General features: G+C 35.4%; 12 protein-coding genes. 8 read left to right on the plus strand and 4 right to left on the minus strand.

The window, feature by feature from the left end; translation table 11 throughout:
• Window positions 1-856: 856 nt before the first annotated feature.
• From JE46_RS19205 to JE46_RS19215, 3 genes are read left to right on the plus strand one after another with little or no spacing between them, the layout of a single operon-like run.
• A complete protein-coding gene (locus JE46_RS19205) occupies window positions 857-3823 on the plus strand; it encodes a SusC/RagA family TonB-linked outer membrane protein (protein WP_317041410.1) in 2967 nt (988 codons plus the stop codon).
• 15 nt (window positions 3824-3838) lie between these two features.
• Complete coding sequence (locus tag JE46_RS19210; protein ID WP_031456908.1) at window positions 3839-5245, plus strand: RagB/SusD family nutrient uptake outer membrane protein; 1407 nt, start codon at window positions 3839-3841, stop codon at window positions 5243-5245.
• Window positions 5246-5257: 12 nt separating this feature from the next.
• Complete coding sequence (locus tag JE46_RS19215) at window positions 5258-7888, plus strand: alpha/beta hydrolase family protein (RefSeq protein ID WP_031456909.1); 2631 nt, start codon at window positions 5258-5260, stop codon at window positions 7886-7888.
• A gap of 51 nt (window positions 7889-7939) precedes the next feature.
• Here the strand turns inward: JE46_RS19215 and JE46_RS19220 are convergent, their stop codons facing one another.
• The 3 genes from JE46_RS19220 to JE46_RS19230 all read right to left on the minus strand — a co-directional run bounded on the left by JE46_RS19220 (window position 7940) and on the right by JE46_RS19230 (window position 10446).
• The gene (locus tag JE46_RS19220) at window positions 7940-8227 is read right to left on the minus strand and encodes a DUF6520 family protein (protein WP_031456910.1); all 288 of its coding nucleotides are present in this window, start codon (window positions 8225-8227) and stop codon (window positions 7940-7942) included.
• A 79-nt stretch (window positions 8228-8306) separates the two neighbouring features.
• On the minus strand, window positions 8307-9797 hold the full coding sequence (locus tag JE46_RS19225) for a DoxX family protein (protein ID WP_236010693.1): 1491 nt from the start codon (window positions 9795-9797) through the stop codon (window positions 8307-8309).
• A 358-nt stretch (window positions 9798-10155) separates the two neighbouring features.
• A complete protein-coding gene (locus tag JE46_RS19230) occupies window positions 10156-10446 on the minus strand; it encodes a hypothetical protein (protein WP_317041411.1) in 291 nt (96 codons plus the stop codon).
• Between the two features lie 628 nt (window positions 10447-11074).
• On the opposite strand from JE46_RS19230, the gene JE46_RS19235 reads away from it, so the two are divergent.
• The 4 genes from JE46_RS19235 to JE46_RS19250 are packed head-to-tail and all read left to right on the plus strand — an operon-like array spanning window position 11075 to window position 15751.
• On the plus strand, window positions 11075-11470 hold the full coding sequence (locus JE46_RS19235) for a plasmid mobilization protein (RefSeq protein ID WP_083480910.1): 396 nt from the start codon (window positions 11075-11077) through the stop codon (window positions 11468-11470).
• The gene (locus JE46_RS19240) at window positions 11455-12759 is read left to right on the plus strand and encodes a relaxase/mobilization nuclease domain-containing protein (protein WP_031456914.1); all 1305 of its coding nucleotides are present in this window, start codon (window positions 11455-11457) and stop codon (window positions 12757-12759) included. Before JE46_RS19235 ends, JE46_RS19240 begins: the two co-directional genes overlap by 16 nt.
• A gap of 17 nt (window positions 12760-12776) precedes the next feature.
• On the plus strand, window positions 12777-14759 hold the full coding sequence (mobC, locus tag JE46_RS19245) for a conjugal transfer protein MobC (RefSeq protein WP_031456915.1): 1983 nt from the start codon (window positions 12777-12779) through the stop codon (window positions 14757-14759).
• Between the two features lie 29 nt (window positions 14760-14788).
• On the plus strand, window positions 14789-15751 hold the full coding sequence (locus JE46_RS19250) for a PDDEXK nuclease domain-containing protein (RefSeq protein ID WP_236010690.1): 963 nt from the start codon (window positions 14789-14791) through the stop codon (window positions 15749-15751).
• A gap of 225 nt (window positions 15752-15976) precedes the next feature.
• Here JE46_RS19250 and JE46_RS19255 read toward each other — a convergent pair whose 3' ends face one another.
• Entirely contained in the window at window positions 15977-18037 is a 2061-nt protein-coding gene (locus tag JE46_RS19255; RefSeq protein WP_031456917.1) for a hypothetical protein, read from the minus strand.
• Between the two features lie 266 nt (window positions 18038-18303).
• Between JE46_RS19255 and JE46_RS19260 the strand changes: the two genes are divergently transcribed.
• A complete protein-coding gene (locus tag JE46_RS19260; RefSeq protein ID WP_031456918.1) occupies window positions 18304-23181 on the plus strand; it encodes a DEAD/DEAH box helicase in 4878 nt (1625 codons plus the stop codon).
• Window positions 23182-23206: the final 25 nt, after the last annotated feature.

The raw sequence follows: 23206 nt of genomic DNA on the forward strand, positions 1-23206 counted from the left end.
TCGTGAAATCGCTCCATGTCAAAAAGTTTCTTACTTTTGTATACGGCATGTGAGCGGTTCTCACGTAAGCTTTCAATTGCAAATAATAATTTATTATTGTAGGGTATTAGGACACCCACGGATTGAAAGTGTGAGACCGCTCCTTGCTTTTTTGCAAGTCACTTCACATTCAGAAACATCGTTCCATAAAAACTTATGTATGAGAACGAAATACTTAAAACTCTTTATCGTCCACCCACCTTAATCAAGGTCAACTTTTGTTTCTCTGTAAAACAAACAGTGGGGCATGTACATCATTAATTTACTCTCCTTGGAGCGTTAACTCATGTAAGCCGTCTAATGACAGCTTTTCTATAGAAAACTATAAATAGCCCTCATTAAACCCCTAACCAATCTATCATTTTACACCTAGAATGTCAGGATAAATCTCTTTTAAACTCGCACTTTAAAAATATATCCTTTATTTCTATTTCACAACTGAAAGTTTAAAATGTTCGTTAAAAGTTTTACATAGAAACTGTTTTATCAGATTTAATAGCTATCACATACTATCTGATTGGATTCATTTGAATTAATTGGGAAACACACTGTCTGGAACTAGGAGCGACTGTGTAGGTTCCCAATTATTAACCTTTTATACGTTTATATCTATGAAATAAATAATTCATCCTCCTTATGACCATTAAGCCGTTTACTTAATACATAAAAAATGGCCCTCTATCAGGCGATCAAACTAATCTAGAGGGCCGTAGCTAATCAAATCTTTCTTTTAACTAACCAATTCAATATTATGAATGTTTTTTCATTTTACAAGGATAGGAAAGGTCTTTATTGCCTATTTTTTATTTGGCTTTGCTTGTCTTTTTCATCTGTTTATGCCAAAAATACAGCCCGTTACAGTACTGTTTTTAAACAACAACAGCAAATTCAAGGAACTATAACCGATGGCATTAATCCTTTGCCAGGAGTAACTATTGCCATAAAAAACAGGCTTAATGTCACTTCTATTTCAGATTACAATGGGCAGTTTGTTCTTTCTGCTTCACCCCTGGATACTCTAGTCGTGTCTTTTATAGGATTTAAAACTGCTTTGGTACCTGTAAAAGGACGTACGAAAATTGGCGTTCAATTAATTTATGATACTACAACCCTGCAGGAAGTCCGAGTGAATGCAGGGTATTATTCTGTAAAAGAAAGTGAACGTACCGGAAGTATAACCAAAATAACTTCCAAAGATATAGAGAACCAACCCGTTACCAATGTACTGGCCACTATGCAAGGACGAATGGCAGGAGTGAGTATTGTTCAGACTACAGGGGTTCCCGGAGGAGGATTTGACATTCAGATCAGAGGAAGAAACAGTATTCGGAGTGATGGCAATTCGCCGCTCTATATTATTGATGGGGTGCCGTATTCTTCGCAGGCAGTCGGAAGCGGACGCAGTACTGTTGTGCTCCCTGTTGCCTCTGATCCATTAAATTCTATTAATCCTTCGGATATCGAAAGCATAGAAGTTTTGAAAGATGCCGATGCCACTGCCATTTACGGTTCACGGGGTGCCAATGGGGTGGTTTTGATTACAACCAAAAAAGGTAAAGAAGGGCTCACACGATATACCGTAGATATACGGCAGGGTATAGGCAAGGTCACCAATTTTATGAAGCTGTTAAAGACCGATCGATATCTGGAGATGCGTCGGGAGGCGTTTGTCAATGACGGTATTGCTTATGGTCCCAGTGATTATGATGTAAACGGGACTTGGGATCAAAATAGGTATACTGACTGGCAGAAAGAGCTTATTGGCGGAATGGCAAGCTATACAGATGTTCAGGCATCAATATCCGGCGGGTCATCCAAAACACAGTTCCTTATTAGCTCGGCATTGCATAGCGAAACAACCGTTTTTCCGGGGGATTATAATTACAACAAGGCAAACGTTCGCTTTAATCTTAATCATCAGTCGGAGGATGGCAGATTTCAAATCAATACAACAGCAGGATTTACAGCACAGAAAAATAATCAGCCCGGAATTGATCTGACACAGTATGTGGTGCTGCTGGCTCCAAATGCACCTGCCTTATATGATGAATCCGGAAACCTTAATTGGGAGAACAGTACTTGGGAAAACCCTTTGTCTTATCTGGATAGCAAATACAAAACTGCAACTAATGACCTGATTGCAAATACAATGCTGTCCTATGCAATACTGCCGGGTTTAACGGCGAAAGCAAGTTTAGGCTTTACCAATACAAGCCATAATGAAACTCGCACTCAGCCTTCCATGATGTTTGATCCTGCTTATCAGCTCGGAAGCGAATATTCTGTTATTACTGCAAATAATACACAAAGGCAGTCATGGATCATAGAACCTCAAATCGAATGGCAGAAATCCTATGGGAAATTAAAAACGCAGGCATTATTGGGTAGTACATTTCAGAAACTTTCCGGCAGCCAGCTGGTACAGGAAGCAACCGGATTTACAAGCAATAGTCTAATTTACAGCCTATCTTCGGCAACGGTTCTCAAGGCAATAGCTGATACGGAATCTATTTATAAATATCAGGCCGTATTTGCCCGTTTGAATTTTGTTTTTAACGAGAGGTATATCTTAAACCTCACCGGCAGGCGTGACGGTTCGAGCCGTTTTGGCCCCGGAAATCAGTTTGCTAATTTTGGCGCTGTTGGAGGCGCATGGATTTTCTTTAATAAAAATCAAACTAAAACCAATAATCCTGTTATTAGTTTTGGTAAGTTAAGAGCCAGTTACGGAACTACGGGAAGTGATCAGATTGGAGATTATCAGTTCATGGACACCTATTCTTCTGCCAGCACAAATTATGGAGGCGTAACCGGAATAGCTCCAACCCGTTTATTTAACGCAGACTTTGCATGGGAGATCAATAAAAAAGCGGAAGCAGCCATAGAGCTAGGCTTTTTCAGGGACAGGATTTTCTTTACAGGCGCGTGGTATCAAAACCGTTCCTCCAATCAGCTTGTTGGCATACCATTGCCGGCAACAACAGGGTTTGCATCTATTCAGTCCAATTTGGATGCATCAGTGCAAAACAGCGGAGTGGAACTTACTTTAAGAACGGTCAATTTTGAAAAAGAGAATTTTAAATGGATCACGAACTTCAATATCTCTTTTGCCAAAAATAAATTATTGTCCTTTCCCAATTTAAAGGGTTCAACTTACCAGAACCAATTTGTAATCGGTGCCCCCCTTACTATAGTAAAAGCATACCATTACACCGGAATAGATGCGCAGACCGGAATTTATCAATTTGAGGATATTAATAACGATGGTCGAATAACATCTCCCGAAGACAAGCAGACTGTTATAGATTTTAGCCCTGATTTTTTTGGCGGATTGCAGAATCAAATTAAATGGAGAGGATGGCAGGTCGATTTTCTGCTCCAGTTCTCAAAGCAGAAAAATTACAGCGAAGAATACAGTCTGGGGCTTCCCGGAACAAAGAGCAATCAGACAACCAGAATCCTCGATAGATGGCAGAACAGCGGAGACAATGCAGAATTTCAAAGGTTCAGTACAGGTGCAGATGGAGAGGTTCTGGATGCTTCGGATAAATATTTCAACAGTGACGGAATCATCACAGACGCCTCTTATATACGTTTGAAGAACATCGCAATATCCTACACATTACCTGAAGACTGGATAAAAGGAGTGCGATGCCGTCTTTCTTTTGAAGGGCAGAACCTGTTGACTTTTACTCCCTATAAAGGCAATGACCCTGAATTTAAGTTTGCCGGATACCTGCCGCCGTTGAAAGTATTTACTACGGGGCTTAATCTAACTTTTTAAACTAATACTAATATTATGGAAACTAAATTATATCTACGGAAGCAAATAGCCCTTTTTTACAGAATAATTATCGCTTTAATAGTGATTTTTTGCTGCAGCTGTGAATCGTTTGTCGAGGTTAACAGCCCTTCGGGACAGCTCTCTGCAGAAGCAGTATTTGAAGATAAGAGTACAGCCAATGCCGCAGTTTCAAATATTTATGCAAGCCTGCGCGATTCGGGGATGCTGACAGGAAACAGTGTATCGATAACCACAAAAATGGGAGCTTATACCGATGAACTTAATTTTTACGGTATTAGTTCAGGTACGACATTGAATTTTTACAACAATACACTGCTGCCGACTAACCCGCAAGTGGTAAGCTGGTGGAAAACTGCCTACTCTCAAATCTATGCGGCCAATTCAGTAATACAGAGAGTAACGGCTTCCGCTGCTCTTACCAGTGCAGATAAAAACCAGTTCATTGGTGAAGCCCTGTTTATAAGATCGCTTTTGCATTTCTATTTATTGAATCTGTATGGTGATGTCCCTTATGTTACAGCAACAGATTACAAACAGAACACTGCAATAGGCCGCACCAGTACAAACCTGTTGTATTCGAAAATAATAGAAGATCTTCAAACTTCGCATGCACTTCTTCCTGAGAGTTATTTGTCCGCTGATCGCACACGTGCTAATAAAGCAGTAGCAATGGCACTTCTTGCAAGGGTTTATCTTTATTCCAAGGCATGGGCTGAAGCAGCCAATGCAGCTTCTTATCTCCTAAACAATACCGCAACATACAAATGGGAAAACGATCTGAATAAAGTATTCCTAAAAGGAAGCACAGTCACCATCTGGCAGTACAAGCCTGGAGTTGAAGGTCAGAATAGCGCAGAGGGAGGATCAATGATTTTACTTACCGGACCACCCGCCGATGTAGCACTTAATCCAAATTTTGTCAATGCTTTTGAAATAGGCGACAAGAGAAGGCAAAAATGGATTGGTTCAGTAACAAAAGGGACATCGACATGGTATTTTGCCAGCAAGTACAAAGTGAAGTTAAAAACCGCTTCATCAACTGAGTATTCCATTCTGTTCAGGCTTGCCGAACAGTATCTCATACGCGCTGAGGCAAGGGCGCAGCAGGGAGCCCTGATTGGGGCCAAAGAAGACCTCAACAAAATAAGGCAGAATGCAGGATTAGGCAATACCGCAGCTGTTTCACAGCAGGAAATATTGGAAGCTGTTATGCGGGAACGCCGATTTGAACTGTTTACGGAATCTGCCCACAGGTTCTTTGACTTGAAAAGAAACGGACAGCTGGATTCTCAGTTGACAGGAGTAAAAAATGGATGGAACTCCACCGACAATCTTCTCCCTGTTCCTGAATCTGAATTGACACTCAATCCTAATTTACTTCCTCAGAATCCAGGATATTAATACAGTATAAAGATGAAAAAGGATTTAAGATTTGTTTACGGAATACTTTCTGTACTCATATTTGAATTAGTAACCTGTTCCGCATCGGGACAGGGACTAATCAAAAAAAATATCACTGACGCTGATTATAAATTATGGAACACCATGGAATTAAAAGACATTTCAGAAAATGGGCAATGGTACTCCTACAGTTTATCTTATGAGCAAGGTGCTGATACGCTGTTTGTAAAAAGCAGTAAGGCAAATAAAAACTATGCATTTTCAGGAACTCTCAAGGGAACTTTTCTGAAAGAAAAATGGTTTTGCAGCCGAAACGATCAAAATGAACTTTCACTGCTTAATCTGGTTTCAGGAAAAATTGAAAAGATAAAAAATGCAGATAACTACTTATTTACTTCGGATCAAAAATATCTGATTATTTTTCTCCGTACAGACAACAAAAAACAAATAGTCATTAAACCATTAGACAGTTCTGCAGCTTATGAAATAGAAAATGTAAAGGGGTATGCTTACAATCCAAAATCAAACCAGCTGATCTACAGCAAATCTGCGTCAAGCGGCTGCAGGGTTTGTATTTTAACACTAAACGAAAAATTTTCAGAATCAAAAATCACAGAAAGCGGCAATTATAATTATACAAATTTTGTCTGGCAGCCAAATGCTGCATCCGCAGTATTTATAAGGTCAAAAACAGCTGCAGATTCAGACATTAAAGAATTGGTTTGCTATAAAACCGATACACAAAAAATATTTGTTTTCGAGCCTGACAGTACTTTTAATTTTGATGAAAAATACAGGATAAAACCGGAAACTGTGACAGATTTGATCATATCAGAAGATGGTAAACGGGTGTTTTTTAAAATTGAGACCCTAAATCAGAAATTAAAACAGGCAGAGAAAAAAATTGTGCAGGTATGGAATGCAGATGATAAATATTTAGAACCTGCTGAAAGGGAAAAAGACGGGAGTGTTAAGATGCCCAGGATAGCTGTATGGCAGCCTGAAAAAAATGATTTTAGAATACTCACCGATACCGTTTTTTCTAAAATTATGCTGGCGGGAAGTGAAAATTTTGCAGTATTATGGAACCCGGTCGCCAATGAGCCTCAGCCTTATCTTCATTCCGCCAGAGATTACAAAACAATCAATCTGGATAATGGGGTGCAGCAGCTTTTTTTAAAAGATTTTAATTATCGTGTTAATAACATCTCTTTATCTCCAGCAGGAAAATACATTACATACTTTAAAAATAATCATTGGTGGATTTATGACATTCAGAAAAATATACATACTAATCTGACTGCAGATTTAGATGAATCTTTCTCTGTTGAAGATTTGGATCGTGGAGAGGGTTCGTTTCCTTATGGAAATCCCGCGTGGACACCGGGCGATCAATCCATTCTGCTCTATGATCAGTATGATGTATGGGAAATAACAGCCGAAAATTTGAAAGCTGAAAAATTAACACACGGAAGACAGGAAAAGGGAACTTACCGTATTAAGACTACCTCAATTGAACAAAGGCAAAAAAACAATTTTGATGGTGTAAGCTCAGGAATAATTAATCTTGGTAAATCAATTATTATGGAGTCAAAAAATGGAAATACAACTGGTTTATGGTGGTATAAAAAGAATAATTTATTACGTTCAATTGTGCTCAGCGAAAATAAAATATCAGATCCTGTATTAGCATCAGGAAGTGAAACTGTAGTTTACAAAGAAGAAAGTTTTGAAACACCGCCAGGGCTTTTTTTACGAGACAAAAAAGACAAAAAAGTACGCACACTTTATCAGAGTAATTCTCATTTTAAAAATTTCAATTCAGGAACCTCTTCGGTAATTCACTACCGTAATAGCAATGGAAATAGTATAAATGGAGCATTATTTTATCCTGCAAATTACAGCTCCGAAAAACTTTATCCTATGATCGTTCACGTGTATGAAAAACAGTCAGAAACGGTACACGATTATATTAATCCATCACTATACAGCGGCAATGGTTTTAATGTCAGCCACTATACCAATAATGGGTATTTTGTTTTGCTCCCGGACATTGTATATGAGTTTGGAAATCCGGGAAATTCTGCAGTTGATTGTGTAGTGGCAGCAACAAAAAAAGTGTTGGAAATTGCTCCCGTTGATCCAAAAAGGATAGGCCTGATCGGGCATTCATTTGGAGGATATGAAGCCGATTATATAATTACACAAACTAATATTTTTTCTGCAGCCGTAGCGGGTGCCGCAATTACTGATCTTATAAGCGGGTACCTTTATGTGTCCTGGAATTTCAACCGTCCCAATTTTTTTCAGTACGAGTATGGGCAGCTTCGAATGAACGGCTCAATTTTTAAAAATTTTCTCGGTTATCTCGCTAACTCCCCTGTATATTATGCTGATAGGGTAACAACGCCGCTCTTGTCGTGGGCAGGAGAGGCAGATAGGCATGTACATTATTATCAGACTTTAGAATTCTATCTTGCCTTACGCCGTCTGGGAAAAAAACATGTAATGCTTTTATATCCGGATCAGCAGCATGTTTTAAGTGATAAAGAACAGCAAAAACATTTAACAGAATATGTCATGCGGTGGTTTGACCATTACTTATCAGCAAAGAGCAACTCTGAATTTGTTAAAGCAAATTAAATAAAAATGAAAAAAATAAATGCAGTTCTTTTGGAACTGCATTTACCGTTTTTATTGCGGTCTGTAAACTTCGACCGTACAGGCACCATTGGCATTTTTAGCATAGACCTGTTGTGAAGAAGGACTAGCAGACACTCGGCAGATTGCTCCTGTGTTTACCGATTCACAAGAATAGGACTGTTCATCATCACATAATCCTGCTGGATTTAGCCTTTTAAAACCATCGATAGCATCTACAGATCTACTGTTTCTTTCCATGGCATTGGTTGTAAAAGCACCTGCTATTGCAAGGGCAAATACCGCAACAGGAAGTACCTGTTTTGAAAAAAATGTTTTCATGATTAAAATAATTTGTGGTTAATGATCTACTCTATCACAGGTTTTCGATCTTCTCCTGATACTGCGCTGTATATTGTAATTACTTTTTATAATGTTTTGTAATGGCACTGCTAAGTCCGTAACTGACCAAATGAGTTCCGATTAGGGCATACAATTGTTTATCAGTCACAATAAAATCTTTTAGCTTTTCTTTATCAATATGGTAGATATAAAAACTGGATATATAGGATTTGTCATTCAAATTGTACACATCAATTATAGAAGCCTGATTCCACATTTTTTTATCTTCATATCGTCCTATTATTCCTGAATTTATAAACAGCAGATTTTTGTAAATGGCAGCAGATTTATTGACAATTACGGGTGGAGCGGCAAACTTTTTTTCGCCTCTGCTGCTTACATAAGCAACTTTTACTTTTTCGGGACTTAGCGTATCGATCGTATTGCTTCTAAAAGCAAGATTTAAATTTTGGTCAGCAGCTATAAATTCATTGCGGTAATAATAGATGTAGACGTGTTTCCGGGAATAAAAATCATAATAAAATCTTCCGTCAACATCAAAGATTCCATCAACTTGCTTTTGTAATAAATCATGCTTCACAGTTACTTTAGAGGGATTTCCAAAGTATAAAATTCCTAATTCACTTTGACTGCTTTGTTTGTCAACAGTTCTAAATGATACATGAACCGAATCAATCACCTTAGGCTGTGTGAATCGAATAGAACCATTCCATTTATACTTTGCTTTCCAATTTGAAATAGTGCCTCTAAATATTGAAGCAACATTTCCATCAATCAAATAAAAAGAAGAATCAATAACTTTTAACTGTACAGCGGTGGACAAAAGGTCACTATTCACTGTGATTTTATGTCTCGTATTGCCTCTAAGTAAAGTGTCCAATTCCGATACCAGCAATGGACTGCTTGTATTACCCAGATAGATTCTGCTGTTTGAGAAACCTGAGAAATAAAAAGAATTGTATTGCAGATTTGCGTCATATTTTTTTTCTGTGCCCTGAGGATAGCGCCTTATAAATGAATTATCATAATGCATTATATTTTCTGACTTGATAAATAATCCAGCCATTAGCATAACAGCAAGTAGAGTAGAACCTGTCAGGTAGAAATATTTTCTCTTTTTTTCTTTTCTAAAATCTTCCTCTGCAGAACTTTTTAATGGAATGATTACTATGGCGGCTGTGGATATAACAACAAAGAAAATATTAAAAACCAGATGGTCTTTCCAATTTAATTTTTCCAGTATGCCTCCACAGGAACAAGGTATAAAAGAACTGTAATTTAAAATAATGTATATGTAAACTGTAAACATGATCATCAGCCCAAAAGCAGAATATAATGCCAATATTCTGGTACTTTTAAATACAAGTAAAACTGAAATGAAAAGTTCTAAAATGATAACTCCCCAGGAAATTAGTCCGGCAAATGCACTAAGTAATGGAGATTGTGCTAACTGTATTTGAAAATTCTCAAAGTCAAGCATTTTACTTATTGCCGCATAGACAAACAATAACACCAGCAAAAAGCAGATTGAGTCCAAAATTACAGTCATAAGTTTTGCATTTGATTTCATTGTAATTGAAATTAATTAAACGAAGCAATTAATCATATTTGAAATAATAGCAATTCTTTAGATGAGGTTTTATTCAAGAACCAATTTAGTTGTAGTATTTAATAAGTTTTAAGCCTGGCAGAAATTAACAACTTGTAATTAAAGAATTGATTTATAATGTCATGGACAAAATTAAATCACTTGCTGATATAAATTATTATCAAAAACCTGCCAAGATTTTTCAATAACATTCAATCGTAGTTAAAAAACAGGATAAGGTGCAGTTTATAATGAAAAAGATGTCATTAGAAAAATAATTTCTAATGACATCAAAGTAATTTGTAATTTTTAACTGTTGCTACTTTATTGTATCGCCAAGTAAACTTAGTTTTTCACTAAGTTCAATTAGCCCGGCTTTTTGTAAACATTCCTCTCCAAATAGTTTTAACTCCTGAAGATTTTCTTCTTGAATACTTGTCATAAGAATCGATGGTTTATCATTGTCCTTAGCAGATAATCCACGTTCAATAACATGGTTTAATAGCAATACATTTTTTCGTGAAATTTTCAAATCAATCTTCACTACATCATTCATGCCAGGTATACTAAGCACAGTATCAAAAACCCTGGCTACATCATTTGTTGTCATAATCTTCACGTTTTTAATTAATAATTTATTTATACAAAGGTATAAAGCCAGTCTTAAAGTGTCATGGACATAATATGTCCATCATAGGTAAAATCCATTTCGCTTACTTAATTTTGTATCAGAAATAACAGGAAAGGTTAAAAAGAACAATCAAAAACCTTCCTTAAAACAGTCAGGATTTTGTTGTTTTGAAATTGGGTTATTGGTTTGAAAGAGCACGTTTTTAAATCTAAAATCGAGAGGGTAAATTGACATTGCAGCTAGCCCGTTACAGTAGTTTCAAATTAGATGCAGTGTGCACTTTCTTTGAGTTCTAAAAATGAAATAGATTTTATGAAAAAGCTAAAATTTTAATGACTTTCTAAATAGTGTATAGAGTTCCAGGAACAATACAATTAACATAAGAAATTGTCCAAAGGAGGTAATAATTGGATATTTTGAATTTTTAAAATCTTAAGAATACTAGAATGTCTAAAGAACATTTAAAGTATCAGGAAGATTGCAACGTTCCTGCAATCGGCCAGATGTCCGGTTGTTAAACAACCGATCTGGCTGCTCTACACTCGGAACTCGTGAGCAGTGAAACTACAAGGATAAAAAAAGAGTTTGATAACAATGAAAAAGAGAGATGATGGAAAAAGAAAATTCAAACAGAACACGCATTGTCGGGTTACGATTTACACCCGAAGAGTATGTGAAAATTGAGCGCAAATGGAAAGCCAGTACTTCCCGAAAGCTAAGTGACTACATTCGCAGACACTTATTTGACAAACCTGTTACAACTAAATTTCGGAACGAATCCCTTGACGAATTTATGCTGGAAATTATACGGCTTCGAGGGGAACTAAATGCCATTGGAAACAACTTTAACCAGGCAGTAAAAAAGCTGCATACACTGAATCAGATTCCGGAATTTAAAGTATGGATTATTAGCGCTGAACTGGATAAAAAAAAACTCTTGGAGAAGGTTGAAGAAATCAAACAATACATCCAGCAAATTTCAGTAAGGTGGTTGCGATCATAAAAACCGGACATTCGATACATAGTATTTTTAACTACAACGAAAACAAAGTAAAACAAGGAGTAGCAGAATGTATCGGCGAAGGAAATTATCCTTTGGATGTGGATAAAATGAGTGATACTATGAAACTAAACCGGTTTCTAAAACAAGCCGCTTTAAATGACAATGTAAAGCGAAACAGCGTACACATATCACTCAACTTTGATCCATCTGAAAATTATTCTAAAGATAAACTGATGAGCATTGCTAATTCATATATGAGAAAAATTGGTTTTGGAGAACAGCCCTATTTGGTATACCAGCATCACGATTCCGGACATCCGCACATTCACATCACCTCCATAAAAGTTAGAGCAGACGGAAGTAGAATCGATATGCATAATATAGGCCGCAATCAATCTGAAACGGCAAGAAAAGAAATCGAAAAATCCTTTGGACTCGTCATAGCTGAAGGACGTAAAAATGATCAGAATATTGAACTTCATCCTATTTCAAAAGGTAAAGTCAGATATGGAAGAATTCAGTCCAAAAAAGCAATTTCAAATGTATTGTCTCAGGTTCTTTCGTCTTATAAATTTGCCAGCCTTGCAGAGCTCAATGCCGTACTCAAACAATATAATGTTTTGGCTGACCGAGGCAATGAAAATTCAAGAATATTTAAAGCTAAAGGGTTAGTGTATCGCATACTTGATGAAAATGGTAAGCCTATCGGAGTACCTATAAAGGCTAGTGATTTTTATTATAAACCAACTCTAAAGTTTTTAGAAGGAAAATTCAAATCCAATAGTACCAATCAAATTTCAGATATCAGAAGGGTAAAAAATGCTATCGATATGGCTTTTTTAAGAACGAAAATATCACTTTCAGAACTGGTCAAAATACTGGAAAAAGAAGGAATCAATACCGTTTTTAGAAAGAACGCAGAAGGATTACTTTATGGAATTACCTATGTTGACCATACCACAAAATGTGTTTTTAATGGAAGTACACTTGGTAAACAATACAGTGTTAAAGCAATACAGGAACGCTGTGCATCCATTAATCCCTCCGAGCAAAAAAATCCAAATTTGATTAGTACAAAATTACACAAAATCACATTTGAAACGTTGAAAGCGGAAATAATTGCAGGACTTTTTGGTGATGATTTTAGAGATAACAAATACATAGGAACCGATAACATAATGGGGCAGCTATGGGATATGCTTACGCAATCTGAACAGACGTCTGCTTACCTTCCATACGAGCTCAGAAACAAAAAGAAAAAAAGAAGAGGACAGTCTAATAATCGATAAAATTTGAAATTATGGCTATGCAGACAGGAGAAAACGAACAGGCACTGAGAAAGATCTTGGATATGACAAGACTCATCAGTATTATTATATTAGTAATCCATTTTTATTATTACTGCTACGCTGCCTTTCAGCAGTGGCATTTGGTCAGCGGGTTTAGTGATAAAATTATGGGGAATATTTACCAGACAGGATTGTTCAGTAATTTTCATAAATCTAAACTTTTTGCACTGGGATTTTTAATCATTTCCTTAATTGGTGCCAAAGGGCGAAAAGACGAAAAGCTGAATTACAAAACAGCTTTGGCTTACATCATAACTGGGATTCTTATTTACTTTATAAGTGGTCTTTCACTTTACCTGGAAATTGAACTAATGCTGGCAGCAATTGCATACATGACTATAACTTCCATTGGATTTCTTCTGATGCTTACTGGTGGTACATTACTCTCGCGTATTATAAAAAACAGGCTCAACAGTAAAGATATTTTTAATAAAGAAAATGAAACTTTTCCTCAGGAAGAAAGACTTCTGGAAAATGAATATTCTATTAATCTGCCTGCCAAATATCATTTAAAGGATAAGTTACGGGACAGCTGGATAAACATTATTAATCCCTTTAGAGGATTGCTGGTTTCTGGTACTCCCGGATCTGGGAAATCCTATTTCGTTATACGTCATGTTATTACCCAGCATATCCGTAAAAAATTCACCATGTTTGTCTATGATTTCAAGTTTGATGACCTGACCAGAATTGTATACAATACCTGGCTTAATTACAAACATCAATACCCAAAATTACCTCAGTTTTATGTTATTAATTTTGATGATCTGACCCGAACCAACCGGTGTAATCCATTAGAACCGTCAGGTATGAGTGATATTACCGATGCTTCAGAATCAGCTCGGACTATTTTGCTCGGACTCAACAGGGAATGGATCAAAAGACAGGGTGATTTTTTTGTAGAATCTCCGATTAATTTTCTTTCAGCCATAATATGGTATTTACGAAAATACAAAGACGGTGAATTCTGTACGCTTCCCCATGTAATTGAACTTATGCAGGTTGATTACGATGATCTTTTTACACTGCTCCGAACGGAAAAAGAAATAGAGGTGCTTATTAATCCTTTTGTCAATGCCTACCTAAATAATGTAATGGACCAATTGGAGGGGCAGATTGCTTCGGCAAAAATTGCCATGGCAAGGCTTTCCTCACCACAATTGTATTATGTTTTGTCCGGCAGCGATTTCACATTGGACATCAATAATCCTGACGATCCTAAGATCGTATGTATGGGCAATAACCCGCAGAAAATCCAGATATATGGAGCTGTATTGTCTCTTTATGTAAACCGATTGGTAAAGCAGGTAAACCAAAAAAATAAACAGAAAAGCAGTTTGATATTCGATGAATTTCCAACTATTTATCTCAATAATATGGATAGTTTGATTGCAACGGCCAGAAGTAATAAAGTAGCAACTTGTTTGGGGATTCAGGATTTTAGCCAGCTGCGTAAAGATTATGGAAGAGAACAGGCGGATGTGATTATGAATATTGTTGGGAACATAGTCAGCGGACAGGTTACTGGAGATACTGCCAAGCAATTATCAGAGCGTTTTGGGAAAATCATGCAGGACAGAGAAAGCCTTTCCATTAATAGTGTAGATACTTCAATTAGCCGGTCCAAACAATTGGAATCTGCAGTGCCTCCATCCAAAATTTCCGGACTTAGTTCCGGTGAGTTTGTAGGTATGGTAGCCGATGATCCTGATTGTAAAATTGAACTCAAAACATTTCATTCTGAAATAATAAATGACCATGAAGCCTTGAAAAAAGAACAGGATAATTACGTCGATATTCCTGTCATTCGAAAAGTCGATAATTCGATGGTACAACGAAATTACCTACAGATAAAAAAGGATATCAAGGACAGTATTTTTGCTGAAAAGGAAAGATTATTAAATGATATTGAATTGAGCCATCTGGTAATTAAGAAATGATAATAAATAAAAACTTAAACCTAGAAATAATGATACAGGAACAATTTACCGATATAATCCAATTAATAAAACAATCCAGATCAAATGCTATTACAGCAGTTAACACTGAAATGATCAATCTGTACTGGAATATTGGACAGTATATCCAAAATCGTATTGAAACTGAAGAATGGGGAAAATCAGTTGTGAAAGAACTGGCCGATTTTCTCCAGAAAAGCGAACCGTATTTAAAGGGATTTTCGGATAAGAATCTTTGGAGAATGAAGCAGTTTTATCAGACCTATAAAGCTTTTCCAAAACTCTCAGCACTGCTGAGAGAAATTAGCTGGACCAATAATCTTATTATTTTAAGCAGGACTAAATCAGTCGAAGAACAGGAATTTTACCTGCGTCTCTCAAGTCAGGAGAAATTTAGTTCGAGGGAATTAGAAAGGCAGATAAACAGTGGCGTTTTTGAAAGAACAATGATTGGAAATTCAAAAGTCTCATCAGTGATGAGAGAATTACATCCCGATATCAAAAATACCTTTAAGGACAGCTACATATTTGATTTTTTAAACCTTTCTGATTCCTACAACGAGAGTGATTTGCAAAAGGGCTTGATTAATCAGATGAAAAATTTTATACTTGAACTCGGTAAGGATTTTCTATTTATCGCAGAAGAGTATAAAGTCCAGGTGGGGTATAGTGATTTTTATATTGATCTGGTTTTTTATCATCGAGGATTACAATGTTTGGTAGCATTTGAATTAAAATCAGATAAGTTTAAACCCGAACATCTGGGGCAGTTAAATTTTTATCTCGAAGCATTAGACCGGGATGTGAAAAAACAGAATGAAAACCCAAGTATTGGTATTTTATTATGCAAAGACCAAGACCATGCAGTAGTAGAATATGCTTTAAGCAGAAGTCTCTCTCCAACGATGGTTGCGGAATATAAAATTCAACTGCCAGACAAGCATTTGCTAAAGGAAAAGTTAAATACCCTATAGACGAAAACTTTAAGACGTTTTTTCTGAAGTTTTCAGAATAGAACATCATAATCCGGGACAAAGTCTCATAATAAGCTAAATCTCTATTTTTTGAATTAATCTAAAATATTTCTTAATTTTTATTTACATTTAATAAAATATTTAGTTGTAAATATGTAAAAAAAATACTAATTAAATTTAGGTACCGATATCAGGAATAAAAAAGGTAATAATGTATATTATATTTTACAAATTATCTATTCCAAGGGCTTTAAAAAAGGCCTCATGTCTTTTTTCTGAAAAATCTAACATTTGTTCATAAGACATAACTTCTATATGAAGGTTTAATTCAGGATTAATCTTATATAGATGACCATGAGCACTTTTCTTAAAGCCGTTCCACTTTATATTATGCTCAATGTTATCCTTGTTTAATTCACAAATTATATAACCAAACTTAGGCGTATTATCTTCAATATTTAAAATTTTTCCTTTATTACTTCGAGCCTTACTCTTCATAAGGTCCCTAAAATACTTTAAAACTAAATCATCTAAATTACTACTACCGCTTATTTCTCTTCCGGGCTTCTTAAATTCGAATACTACAAGTGAATTAATTTTATCTAAATTATCTGAATATGCGCAAGGAACATCATATATGAGTAAATCAGCTTCCTTTATACCGTCACTTAAAACATTTTTAACTGACTTTGTTTTAACATCTGACGAAGTATGAGAATGAAACGTAAATCTTTCGTCTAAAAGCCACAAATTATGGTAATCGATTGGTATAGTATTGGTCTCAGAACCCATCGTAAAGATAATGTTGTGCAAATCTTTTTCCAACATAAAATTATCATCTTTACGCCATTGTAAATATTTCTGAAACAATTTAATAACCGATTTTCTTTTAATCATCAAATCGGCTAATTTATCCTTTGAAAATGCTGCCTCTTCATTTAAAATATTATGGACTATTTCACCAAAAGCCTCCTTATCATACTCGTTTTTTTTAAATACTTTTTCAAATGCTTTGCTTCTTTTTTGCTCTAATTTAAACTCCTTTTCGTGAAGTTTTGCCTCTAATGTTTCATCTGATGCATTAATTGGAATATCTAAAAAAGCATTATCAACACTTAATAAGTGGCGATACCTTAATCTAGGTTTGTGAGGGTTTAAAATGTAATTTTCGATTCTTTTATTTTTCTCTTTTTCTGCCTCTTGTATGTGTCCTGAAAAATTTAGCCTTACATTATCAGAAACATGAGTAAATAATTCTTCTAATGAAAATAAATCGTAGTCACTTTTTTTATTTGAAGACTCAGGAAAAGTAAACCTATTTCTCTGGGGATGGTTATTATCATCTAAAAATTTACTTTCAACATATATTGATAAATAATATTTTTTATTTTCGTTGTAAAGTTCTTTAAAAGAGGGCAAATAATTAGTAAGAGATTGTTTTTTTCCAACCTCTCTTTTATTTGCGCATAGATGTATGGAGTGCGAATGGACTCCATTGTAATTTCTAATGTATCTTAAATTAAAATCTTCTTCAATATCTGAAAACTTCAAGTTAAGCTCATTTTTTTCTACTTCAATTACAGTTTTATATATGTCATTTAGAACTATTGCGTCTTCAATCTTTTCATTATCATATAATATTCTTATTGTAGGAATGTCTGCTGAGCCAATAAAAAAAAGTAGGCAATGCTGTATAATATCATCCGCAATATCTTTGATACTTATTTTTAATTTATTAGCAAAGTTGAAATATTCGGGACGATAATTGTTTAATTTAACAGTAGTTTTATTTTTAAAATCGTCAGTAAAATTTTCAACACTTTCAGGGTATTTTTGAAGCCCTGTTAAATTATCAAATTTATATTTTTTATTAAAAACACTTTTCTCATCAGTAAAAGAGCTTTCTATTTCCATATTACCAAAACAGGCTAAAACAGTATATCTACCCATTCCTTTACCGCCTTTTTCGTAATTAAAATTTGTAAATGGAGTACTAAAAGCTGTTTCTCTTTTAGTGGTAAATCCTACGCCATTATCGGTTACTGTAAAGCCAGTAATAGGCTGATAATCATCCGCATTTTCTAATTCTAATTTTTCTTGAAAAACTCTATGAATTTTAATAATAATGGACCCGGAATCAGTAGGATTTACTCTGTCTTCAATACTTTGTATAGAATTTACAATAACTTCGTGAAGAGGTAATAAATACTCATCCGGTTTAATATCAATGCTGTTTATTAACCCCGTATAGTTAACCTTTTGCTCGATTATTAGAATATCATCCATATTAGTACTCATTTTTTACAAATATAATTAAATAGCAGATAGAAAAATCTCTTAAAACAAAACCCCTATCTTTTTCATTAATATCTAAATTCGTAAACGAGCTAGAGGTATTTTTAAAGAAAAATTAAATAGCATAGGCTAAAATAAAAAGGAAAAGCTAAAAAAAAACGATTATATTAACTACGTAAAAATAGAACTTACAAATTTATTTTCCCCAATTTAATATTACCTTCGGCAAATCATTTTCCTACATATAAAAAAATCAAATGAGCTTTAATAAAATACTAGAAAAATATCGTAAAATTTCATTTTCCGAGCGTGACAAAGGAGCTCGTTTTGAAAGATTAATGCAAGCCTATCTTTTAACCGACCCACAATATGCCTACAGATTCAAAAAAGTTTGGATGTGGGATGAATTCCCTGGGAAAAATGATTTAGGTAGTGGTGATACTGGTATAGATTTAGTTGCACTCACTATTGACGGGGATTATTGGGCTATTCAATGTAAATGTTATCAAGAAACATCACTAATAGACAAACCGGCTGTAGATTCTTTTTTATCTACTTCAAGCCGCACATTTAAAAACGAAGATTTAAAAATCGTTGGTTTTTCACACCGTCTTTGGATTTCAACAACGAATAAATGGGGGCCCAATGCAACTCAGGCAATTAAAAACCAACATCCTCCAGTATCAAGGATTCATCTTCACGATTTACAGGATGCGCCCGTAGATTGGGCGCAAATGGAATCTGGTGTTCATGGTGAAATAGCACGTATTACAGGAAGAGATTTAAGAGATCATCAGAAAGAAGCATTAGATAAAACACACCTGAATTTTCAAAGTACGGATCGCGGTAAATTAATCATGGCGTGTGGAACTGGGAAAACTTTTACGTCACTTCGTATTGCTGAAAACGAAACCAATGGTAGCGGAATGATTTTGTTTTTAGTACCATCTATTTCTTTGCTTGGTCAAACTTTGCGCGAATGGTCAACTTTTGCAAAAGAACCTATCAACGCAATTTGTATTTGTTCTGACCCAGATATTTCAAAAAAGAAAACAAAAGACGAAGATACTGATACTTTTAGCACAGTCGATTTGGCTTTGCCAGCATCAACTGACCCAGAAGAAATTTTAAAACAATTTAATCTTTTCAAAAGCACAAATAAATCTGGTATGACAGTAGTTTTTTCTACTTACCAATCAATTGATGTTATCGCAAAAGCGCAAAACGTTATCCTTAAAAATGGTTTCTCTGAGTTTGATATTATTATTTGTGATGAAGCGCACAGAACTACAGGATTAAAAATTGCAGGATTCGATGAATCCGCTTTTACAAAAGTACATGACAATGATTTTATAAAAGCAAAAAAGCGACTTTACATGACCGCTACGCCTCGTTTGTATAATGACGAAGTGAAAAGCAAAGCAGCTCAGGCGGAAGCCGTTTTATGTTCAATGGATGATGTCAATTTGTATGGAGAAGAAATCTACAGAATAGGTTTTGGAGAAGCCGTAGAAAAAGATTTATTAACCGATTACAAAGTTTTGATTCTTACTTTGAACGATCACGATATTCCTCCGGCAATTCAAAAAATGATTGCTGATGAAAATAGCGAAATATCTACCGATGATGCGTCAAAATTAATTGGTTGCATTAATGCACTTTCAAAACAAGTTTTGGGAGACGAGGGAATTATAAAAGATTCAGACCCTCTCCCAATGAAAAGAGCGGTTGCTTTTTGTTCAAATATAAAAGTTTCTAGAAAAATTACAGAAACATACAATACCGCTTCTGATTCTTATATTGATTCTTTACCAAAAGAGAAAAGAGACACGATGGTTTCCATCGCTTCCAAACATATTGACGGCTCTATGTCAGCTCCTGAACGTGATGAACTTTTAGGATGGATTAAATCCGATATAGAAGAAGGTGATTGCAGAATATTAACAAATGTTCGTTGCTTGAGTGAAGGTGTTGATGTTCCTTCTCTTGATGCTGTTTTATTTTTATCTGCCCGAAATTCTCAGGTAGACGTAGTTCAATCTGTGGGGCGTGTAATGCGTAAATCACCAGGAAAAAAATGTGGTTATATTATTATTCCGGTAGTCGTTCCTTCCAATATAGCTGCTGAAAAAGGCTTGGATGACAATGAACGTTACAAAGTAGTCTGGACGGTTCTTAATGCACTTCGTGCACATGATGACCGTTTTAATGCGCTTGTAAATAAAATAGAATTAAACAAAGTTCGCCCTAATCAAATCATCGTTGGTGGTTCTGAATACGGTTTTGATGACGATGGTAATCCAGTTCGTAAAGATGATTCCTCTTCGGATTCAAACAAAAACAATGATCTAAACAACCAAATGAATTTGCATTTTGAAGAATTACAAAGTGCAATATTTGCCCGTATGGTCAAAAAAGTAGGAGACAAAAACTATTGGGAAGTTTGGGCCAAAGACGTGGCGCAAATTGCTGAGCGCTATATGGAACGTATTGCTAAACTAATAAGAACCGATGGACAACACAAAATTGCTTTTGCTAATTTCTTAGAAGGATTGCAAAAAAATATAAATCCGAGTATTGATGAAAATCAAGCCATCGAAATGTTGGCGCAACATATCATAACTAAACCAGTTTTCGAAGCCTTGTTTGAGGGGTATTCCTTCGTGAAAAACAATGTTGTCTCAATAGCCATGCAAAAAATGACTTCTCTTTTGGATGAACAGGCTCTGGAAAAAGATGTTGATGTACTGCAAAAATTCTACGAATCCGTAAAAATGCGTGCTGCAGGAATCGACAATGCCGAAGGAAAACAGCGTATCATTATAGAACTTTATGATAAGTTTTTCAAAACTGCTTTTCCTAAAATGGTCGAGCAACTGGGTATTGTTTATACACCCGTGGAATGTGTAGATTTTATTATCCATTCAGTAAATGATATTCTTCAAAAAGAATTTGGCAGAAACTTGACAGATGAAAATGTTCACATTCTGGATCCTTTCACCGGAACAGGAACTTTTATCACGCGACTGTTCCAAAGTGGATTGATAAAAGAGGAAGATTTGGAACGTAAATACAAATACGAAGTCCACGCCAACGAAATTGTTTTATTAGCCTACTATATTGCAGCTGTAAATATCGAAAACGCTTTCCACGATGCCACGCTCGACCCCGATGATGGTGTTGGCAAAGAAAAATACATTCCTTACGATGGCATTTGTTTAACCGACACTTTCCAATTGGGAGAAACAGACGACAGCGAAAAAATGTTTTCGGAAATGTTTCCTCAAAACTCCGAACGGGTTCAGAGACAAAAAAAAGCACCGCTTCGCGTAATTATAGGAAATCCGCCGTATTCTATTGGTCAAAAATCCGCCAATGATAATGCGCAAAACCAATCCTATCCTATTCTTGACAGCCGTATTGCAAATACATATGCAAAAGAATCCAATGCTGGTTTGAATAAATCTTTATATGATGCTTATATAAAAGCCTTTCGCTGGAGTTCCGACCGTTTGGATAAAAATGGCGGTATCATTGCCTTTATCTCCAATGGTGCTTGGTTAGATGGCAACAGTACGGACGGATTCCGTAAAAGTTTAGAAAATGAATTCAGCTCAATTTATGTATTCAATTTAAGAGGTAATCAAAGAACCAGCGGAGAACTATCAAGGAAAGAGGGTGGAAAAATATTCGGCTCTGGTTCCCGCACTCCAATATCAATTACTTTCTTGATAAAAAATCCTGCTGCCAAACAAGAAAAAGCAACCGTAAATTATCACGATATTGGCGACTATTTAACCCAACAGGATAAACTTAAAATCGTCACAAAATTTGGTTCAATTTCTAATGAAAAAATGTTTTGGAAAACCTTAGAACCAAATGAATATGGAGACTGGATTAGTATGCGTAATTCTGTTTTTGATGAGTATATTCCATTAAATCCTGAGAAGAAATTTGATTTAAAAAGTCAAAGCTTTTTTAACACATATTCATTAGGAGTTAATACAGGGCGTGATGCTTGGGTTTCCAATTCTTCCAAAAAGATTGTTGAAGTAAACATGACAAGAATGATTAATTTTTATAATGATCAACAAAAGTCATTTTCAGAAGTACAATTGGAAAATTTACAAAGAAAAATGGATGATTTTATAGATACAAACCCAACTAAAATAAGTTGGACTGTTAATTTAAAAAAAGATTTAGAGAAAAATAAAATTCAAGAAATGAATCTTGAAGAGCTTAAAATATCAAGTTACAGACCTTTTTTTAAACAAATATTATATTTTGACAAACCTTTTATTGAAAGACCAGGATTAAACTCAAAACTTTTTCCAAACCAAAAAATTAATAATATTGTTATCTGTGTTTCTCCAAGTCCAAATGATGGCCTTTCATTATTAATAACTGATGAAATTGCTAATCTTCACTTTAACGGAGATACTCAATGCTTCCCTTTATTCTATTACGAAGAAAACAATAACGCCCAAAAAGGTTTGTTCGATACAGGTGATAACAGCGACTACATCCGTCGTGATGGAGTAAGTGATTTTATACTAGAAAGAGCCAAAAAACAATATGGCAAAAACGTAACCAAAGAAGATATTTTCTATTATGTTTATGGCTTTTTACATTGCCTGGAATATCGTGAAATGTTCGCCAATGATTTAAAGAAAATGTTGCCTCGTTTGCCTTTGATTGAAGATGTCAAGGATTTTTGGGCTTTCAGCAAAGCGGGTCGTAAACTGGCAGAATTGCACATCAATTATGAAACTGTTCCGGCTTTTGATGCCGTCCAGGTAAAAGGAGCAGAAAGCGAATTCTATACCGTAGAAAAAATGCGTTTCCCGAAGAAAGACCAAAAAGACACCATCATTTACAACAGTCGTATTTCTATTTCAAATATCCCTGCAATAGCTTACGAATATGTGGTAAATGGTAAATCCGCCATCGAATGGGTTATGGAGCGTTACGCAGTAACCACCCACAAAGACAGCGGCATCAAAAATGACCCAAACGATTGGGCTACCGAAGTTGGGAATCAGAGATATATTTTAGATTTGATTTTGAGTATTATCAATGTAAGTGTTCAGACTGTAGAGATTGTTAAGGGATTGCCTAAAGTCAAATTTGAGTAACAATATCTAGTTTTATAAATAACAT

Source organism: Flavobacterium chungangense LMG 26729 (assembly GCF_000735715.2).
Taxonomy (GTDB): Bacteria; Bacteroidota; Bacteroidia; order Flavobacteriales; family Flavobacteriaceae; genus Flavobacterium; species Flavobacterium chungangense.

Bases quoted from the DNA above. Each gene is read 5' to 3' on its own strand.
- JE46_RS19210 (WP_031456908.1), top strand. From the start codon at position 3,839: ATGGAAACTAAATTATATCTACGGAAGCAAATAGCCCTTTTTTACAGA.
- JE46_RS19215 (WP_031456909.1), top strand. From the start codon at position 5,258: ATGAAAAAGGATTTAAGATTTGTTTACGGAATACTTTCTGTACTCATA.
- JE46_RS19220 (WP_031456910.1), bottom strand. From the start codon at position 8,227: ATGAAAACATTTTTTTCAAAACAGGTACTTCCTGTTGCGGTATTTGCC.
- JE46_RS19225 (WP_236010693.1), bottom strand. From the start codon at position 9,797: ATGACTGTAATTTTGGACTCAATCTGCTTTTTGCTGGTGTTATTGTTT.
- JE46_RS19230 (WP_317041411.1), bottom strand. From the start codon at position 10,446: ATGACAACAAATGATGTAGCCAGGGTTTTTGATACTGTGCTTAGTATA.
- JE46_RS19235 (WP_083480910.1), top strand. From the start codon at position 11,075: ATGATGGAAAAAGAAAATTCAAACAGAACACGCATTGTCGGGTTACGA.
- mobC (WP_031456915.1), top strand. From the start codon at position 12,777: ATGCAGACAGGAGAAAACGAACAGGCACTGAGAAAGATCTTGGATATG.
- JE46_RS19250 (WP_236010690.1), top strand. From the start codon at position 14,789: ATGATACAGGAACAATTTACCGATATAATCCAATTAATAAAACAATCC.
- JE46_RS19255 (WP_031456917.1), bottom strand. From the start codon at position 18,037: ATGGATGATATTCTAATAATCGAGCAAAAGGTTAACTATACGGGGTTA.
- JE46_RS19260 (WP_031456918.1), top strand. From the start codon at position 18,304: ATGAGCTTTAATAAAATACTAGAAAAATATCGTAAAATTTCATTTTCC.